We start from the raw sequence: 6221 nt of genomic DNA, 5'->3' as shown, positions 1-6221 counted from the left end.
CCCCACCCAGTTCCTCCAAAGCTGCCATACCCCGAAACCCAAACCACCCCCGCCGCCCCCCGCGGGGCCCCCCCCCCGCCCCGGGGGGCCCCCCCCCACGCCGCGCGTCCACGGGCACGATCGGTGGAGCCCGGCGGCCCGGTGGTACGGCAGCCGGTGAGCCAGTGAGCCGGTGTGCCGCATCACGGCAGAGCAGGAGTACGACGGTGATCCACGAGGTGGACGAGGTCCTCAAGGGGCTTCTCAGCAGCGGCGCCCTGGCCGGCTCGGGCATCGAGGTGTCGCTGGACGCCCCGACCCGGGACTGGGCGGCCCGCCGCAACGCGCCCGCCCTCAACGCCTACCTCTACGACATCCGTGAGGAGGTCTCACGGCGCGAACGCGGCACGGTCGCGGTCACCGACGGCGACGGCCGGACCGTGAAGCGCCGGCTGCCCCCGCGCTGGTTCCGGCTGTCGTACCTGGTCACCGCCTGGACCAAGCAACCACAGGACGAACACCGCCTGTTGTCCGCCGTACTGGCCACACTGCTGCCCCGCGAGATCCTGCCGCCCGCCGAACTCCCCGCCGCCCTGGGCGTGCTGGGGCTCTCCGTGTCGCTGTCGGTGGCCGGCACCCAGACCGAGTCGCGGTCGCTGGCCGAGATCTGGTCCGCGCTCGGCGGTGAACTCAAGCCGTCGCTCGACCTGGTGGTGCTCGTCCCGTTCCCGTCCTTCCCCGAGTACGACGCCGGCCCGCCGGTCACCGAGGGCGCGGTCGTACGGGTCCGCTCGGTCGACGGCGCCCAGGACGACTCACCCGGTCGCGGCCACCGCCCGCACCACGTCGAGCGGGGGAGGCGGAACCGTTGAACGGCCACCACCACGACCCGGCCGAGGCGCTCCTCGCACGCGTCACGCGGCTCCGGGAGCGGGTCGCCCTGCTGGTCGAGCACCGCGCCGCCGGCGACCCGACCGCCGACGACCCGCTCCGCGGCCTGTACCTGTCCGAGGAAGCCGTACGGCACCACCTCCGCACCCCCTCCGCCCCATCGGGGGACCACGTGGCGGGGGACGACGACGAGCCCCCCGGCGACCGGCTCGGTCCGCTCGCGCGGCGGCTCGGTCTGCGCCCGCTGGAGGTCTCGGTGCTGCTCGTGGCGCTCGCCCCGGACCTCGACCGCTCCTTCGAGCCCCTGTACGGCTACCTCAACGACGACGTGGGCCGCCGCCGCGCCACCACCGGGCTCGCACTCGACCTGTGCGGCGCCCCCGTGCACCGGCCCGAGGCCCGCGCCGTCTTCCACCCCTCCGCACCCCTGCGGTCCCTGGCCCTGCTCGACGTCGACGAACCGGAACGCCCGTTCCTCAGCAGGTCCTTGCGGGTCCCGGGCCGGCTCCTCGCCCACCTCCTCGGCGACGACACCCCGGATCCGTCGCTCACCGGGCGGGTCCGCCCGCTCACCGTGACGTCCACCGCGGACACACCCGACGGAGACACCTTCACCGAGCGGCTCGCCGCCCGGCTGGCCGCCGCCCCGCTCACCGTCTACCTGCGCGAGCACCGCGAGGGCGAGGGCCTGGCGCACGCCGCGCGGGCCCTCCCCGGCGGCTCCCTGCACTACACCCCCCAGGGGCCGCACACCGGGGAACCGCTGAACGCCCTGCTGCGCGAGGCCCGGCTGCGGGACCGCGCCGTGGTCGTCTCCCCGCTCCCGGACGCCCCCGGGGCACTCGTGCGGGCACTGTCGGTGCCCGATGTGCCGGTGGTGTTCACCGGCTCCCGGCCGTACGACCCGCAGTGGTGCGACCACGACCCCCTCGTCCTGGACGCCCCCCGGCTGGGAGCGGGCGCCGTGGACACCTGGGCCGCGGCCCTGGACGACGGGGCGGAACCCGATGCCCGTACGGGCACACCCGCCGCCCCCTCCGGCCCCCTCGGCTTCGATCTCGCCGCCACCGTGGCCCCGTACCACCTGAGCACGGACCGGGTGACGCGGGCCGTGCAGGCCGCCCGGCGCCTCGCCGCGTTCGACGGCACCGCCCTCACCCCCGGCCACCTCAGGCTCGCCGCACGCCAGCAGTCGACCTCGGGTCTGGAACAGCACGCCCGGCGGATCCGGCCGGCGGTGACCTGGGACGACCTGGTGCTGCCCGAGGCGCCCCTGGACCGGCTGCGGGAACTGGCCCGGCGGGCCCGCCACCGCGACCGGGTGCTCGGCGACTGGCGGCTCAGCGCCGGCGGCGGCCGGGGCCGCGGCGTGCTGGGGCTGTTCGCGGGCGAGTCGGGCACCGGCAAGACCCTGTCCGCCGAGGTCGTCGCCGCCGAACTGGGCCTGGACCTGTACGTCGTACGGCTGTCCTCGGTCGTGGACAAGTACGTCGGCGAGACCGAGAAGAACCTGGAGCGCGTCTTCTCCGAGGCGGACCGCACCGACGCCGTCCTGCTCTTCGACGAGGCGGACGCGGTGTTCGGCAAGCGGTCCGAGGTCAAGGACGCGCACGACCGGTACGCCAACATGGAGAGCGCCTACCTGCTCCAGCGCCTGGAGTCCTTCGACGGCATCGCGCTGCTCACCACCAACCTGCGGGCCAACATCGACGAGGCGTTCACCCGGCGCCTCGACCTGGTGGTCGACTTCCCGTTCCCGGACGCCGGCCAGCGGCTCGCGCTGTGGCGGCACAGCCTCTCCCGCGTGCCGTGCGCGGACGGCGTCGACGCGCACGGGGTGGCGCGGGACTTCGAGCTGGCCGGCGGTTCCATCCGCAGCGCCGTGGTCACCGCCGCCTACGCGGCCGCGGACCGGGGCGGGCCGGTCTCCACGGCCGACCTGCTGGAGGGCGCGCGACGGGAGTACCGCAAGGCGGGGCGGCTGGTGCCGGGCGAGGGCGCCTGGTAGCCGCCCCGGCGGGGGCGGCTCACCGCGGGGTCAGACCGACTGCCGCTGCCACTTCTGGTTGGGCGTGCCCCCGGGCTTCCACAGGTGCAGCCCCGTGCCGTTCGCGGTGCCGCTCCACATGGCGTCGACGCACTTCTCCGACTGCGGGTTGACGAGGTACCCCTCGGCGCTCGTCACGAAGGTCTGGGCGGGGTTGCCGCTGCACCGGGCCAGCTGGATCAGGGCGCCCTCCTCCACGGAGCCCCAGGCCACGTCCATGCACATGTCCATGGAGCGGACGGTGCCGTCGCCCCGGAAGTCCCACCGCTGGTTGGCGGCCTCGGGGTCGCAGTCCTGCAGCACCAGAGCGGTGCCGTCCTGCGCCTTGCCCTTCTTCAGCGGGACGGTGATGCACCGCTTGGACCCTTCGCCCACGATGAGGTCACCGACCAGGACGGCCGGCTCGTCCTCCTCCTGCTCCTGGCCGCCGCCGGACGGCTCCTCCTTCTCCTCGGAGCCCGCACCGGCCGAGTCCCCGGTGTCCGCCGGCTCCTCCTGTTCGGGCGCCTTCACCTCCGTCGACGGCTCGGCGCTCGGCAGGGCGGCCGGCGCGGACAGCGCGGGGCTGGGGACGGGAATCACACCGGCCTCGGCCTGCGCCATCTGCTCGGTGGCCAGGGAACGGACGTCGGGCTTGTACGTCAGCCAGATCACCACGAACGCGACCGCCAGCGCCACCGTCATCGCCAGCACCGTGGCCAGCCAGCCGGGCAGGAAGCCGCGCTGGACGAACTTCCCCTCCACCCCGAGCGGATCGACGCCCGACCGCTGGACCGCCAGCGTGTACGGACGCTCCTGCTTCGAGCCGAACCAGATGATCTCCCGCGGCTTCAGCCGCGCCTTGACGAACACCGCCCGGCCGGGCTCGATCTGCACATTGCCCGGATCCAGGTCGAACGAGAGCTGGTCACCGTTGTCGCTCCCGCCGATCGACGCGGTCACCTTCGTGTTCCCGAGGTTGTCCACCGCCAGTTTCGGGCGTCCCCGCAGCCGTCCCTTCACCACCGGCGGCACCAACTCGGCGCGCACCTCGGTGAACGGAGTGACCGTCACGTTCCCCTCGGGGACGGCCGTCGCCTCGGGGTGCTCCGTCGGTGTGATCCGCACCGCGTACGGATGCGGTCCCGCCACCGCGTCCGGTGTCCGCGGCACGGCGAACGACACCTCCACCGTCCCCGTGGTCCCCGGGTACAACCGCAGCGACTGCGGCTCCACCCGCGTCCACGGCGCGAGATCCCCCACCGGCTCGAACCGGTACTCGTCCACCACGTCACCGGTGTTGCGCACCCGCAACCGCACCGTCGTGCCGCCACCGGGATCCACCGTCGTCGACGCCGGCTCAAGAGAAGTCCAAAGGGTCACGTATCGACGTTACGGGAGACGCCCCGAGGGGTCAGGGGCCTGTGAGGCAGGGTCGGCTGCCCGGAAAGGCACCCGGCTGCCCGGCCCGGTGGCGGTACGTCCCCGGCCCGCCGGCTAGTCGTCCGCCTCCCATTCGGACACGGACTCGTCCGGGTCGTGGCTGACCCTCTCCTCCGACTTCGACATCTCACCCCTGAGGACCCAGTCCTCCAGGCTGCTTCCGTTCTTCTGCGCCACCCGCTTGACGGCCGCCACCACCTCGGGGTGGGCCCTCATCCACTCCGGCATCACCCAACCCGGGAAGAACTGGTCATGGGTGCCCGCCGCCTCGACCTCGTACCCGTTGGGCCGGCCGATGTGCTCGTTGACGGCGTCGAAGGCCCACTGGCAGCCGCTGCAGGCCTTCTTGACGCCGCCCATCATGACCTTCTGGACGGGCTCTCCCTTCCTCGGGTTCGCCAGCCAGTGCTCGACGTGCTTGCCCAGGAGGGTCATCTCACCGTGCAGGGACGTTCCCTTCGCCGACTCGACACCGTCCGCGTGCCACTGGACCGGCTTCTTCAGGGCCTCGTCGATGGCGAGCAGACCCGCGGCCCCGCCGTGCGCCCCGGCGTAGGCGCCGTCGACCTGGGCCCGGAACTTGAGCCGGTCCTTGTTGGCGCGGGGGTCGACATTGCGCTTCCGCTCCTCGGCCTTCGCCTGCTGCACCTCGTCGGACCTGTCGACGTACCGCCGCAGTTCGGCCTCGACCACCTGCTTGTCGTTCGCGGTCACCTTCCTGTCACCGGTGTTCCCCGCGATGGCGAGGTGACCGTCGGGCAGGAGTGACACGGCCAGATGGGGAGTGATCCTCTTCGCGCCGCGGACGATGTTCTTCTTCTTGTCGCGGAAGTCGCCGTTGGTGTCGATGACGGTCTGCAGCGCGATGCGGGACATCCGGTCCAGCATGCGCAGGGTCACGTCCCGGTCCAGGGCGCCCGTCTCCCGGGTCTGCCGGAAACCGGGGGCGGCGGTCTCCTCCGTCCCGGCGGTCCGCTGCACCTGCGGCGCACCCGTGTCCACGGCCCGCTGGACGCCGTGGGCGCCCTCCGTGCCGGCCCGCACCGGGGCCGCGCCGCTCATCACCCGGCGGGCGTTCGCCTCGGCCTCCCGCTCGAAGCGGTCCGCGGGGTCGCTGACCTTCAGTCCGCTGCCGTTGTCGTGGCCGGAGACCGGCCCGCGCCGCTGCTGGATGACGTGCGTCAGCTCGTGCGCGAGGGTGTGCTTGTCCGCGCCGTCCCGGCCGACCACCACATGGCTGCCCGAGGTGTACGCGCGGGCCCCGACCTCCGCGGCGGAGCGCTGGGCCACCGCGTCCGTGTGCAGCCGCACATCACCGAAGTCCGCGCCGAGCCGGGCCTCCATCTCCGTCCGCAGCGGGGTGTCCAGGGGCCGGCCCGCGGTGCGCAGCACCTGGTGCACGGCCGACCGCTGCACCGAGGGGGAATCCGGCCCGGCGGGCAGGTGACCGCAGCCCGCGTCGTGCCGGTGGCGCTCCTCGGCGACCGCCCGGGACACCGCCGCGTTCCCCGCCGCCCGCTGCACCGAGGGGGAATCCGGCCCGGCGGCGAGGTGACCACAGCTCGCGTCGTGCCGGTGGCGCTCCTCGGCGACCGCCCGGGACACCGCCGCGTTCCCCGCCGCCCGCTGCACCGAGGGGGAATCCGGCCCGGCGGCGAGGTGACCACAGCTCGCGTCGTGCCGGTGGCGCTCCTCGGCGACCGCCCGGGACACCGCCGCGTTCCCCGCCGCCCGCTGCAGGGCGAGCAGCCCGGCCGAGGGGCCTCCGGCGGCGTGTCCGCCGCTTCTGCGGGGCTTCGGCGACGGGGCTCCCGGGGTCTGTTCGTTGCTCTGCTTGTCCTGCCCGCGCACGGGCACTCCCCTCGGCGGCGGATACACGTCA

At 74.0% G+C, this 6221-nt stretch carries 4 protein-coding genes; 2 read left to right on the top strand and 2 right to left on the bottom strand.

The genetic code is table 11. The features are described 5' to 3' along the window. The first annotated feature begins 206 nt into the window (after positions 1-206). Positions 207-851, top strand: a complete 645-nt coding sequence (locus ACFV5H_RS03715; protein WP_385192599.1) for a DUF4255 domain-containing protein — start codon at positions 207-209, stop codon at positions 849-851. Further along, entirely contained in the window at positions 848-2878 is a 2031-nt protein-coding gene (locus ACFV5H_RS03710; RefSeq protein ID WP_385192597.1) for an ATP-binding protein, read from the top strand. The genes ACFV5H_RS03715 and ACFV5H_RS03710 overlap by 4 nt, the downstream gene beginning before the upstream one ends. Before the next feature lie 30 nt (positions 2879-2908). Here the strand turns inward: ACFV5H_RS03710 and ACFV5H_RS03705 are convergent, their stop codons facing one another. Both ACFV5H_RS03705 and ACFV5H_RS03700 read right to left on the bottom strand, forming a co-directional pair. Then, positions 2909-4279: a ricin-type beta-trefoil lectin domain protein gene (locus ACFV5H_RS03705; protein ID WP_385192595.1), complete on the bottom strand. Its 1371-nt coding sequence runs from the start codon at positions 4277-4279 to the stop codon at positions 2909-2911. Positions 4280-4393: 114 nt separating this feature from the next. Further along, positions 4394-6190, bottom strand: coding sequence for a DUF4157 domain-containing protein (locus tag ACFV5H_RS03700; protein ID WP_385192592.1), 1797 nt, complete (start codon positions 6188-6190; stop codon positions 4394-4396). Positions 6191-6221: the final 31 nt, after the last annotated feature.

The sequence above is a fragment of the Streptomyces sp. NPDC059787 genome (assembly GCF_042732315.1).
In the GTDB taxonomy this organism is placed as follows: Bacteria; Actinomycetota; Actinomycetes; order Streptomycetales; family Streptomycetaceae; genus Streptomyces; species Streptomyces atrovirens.
The sequence above is the reverse complement of the archived record's forward strand: the minus strand, read 5'-3'. Positions and strand labels throughout refer to the sequence as shown.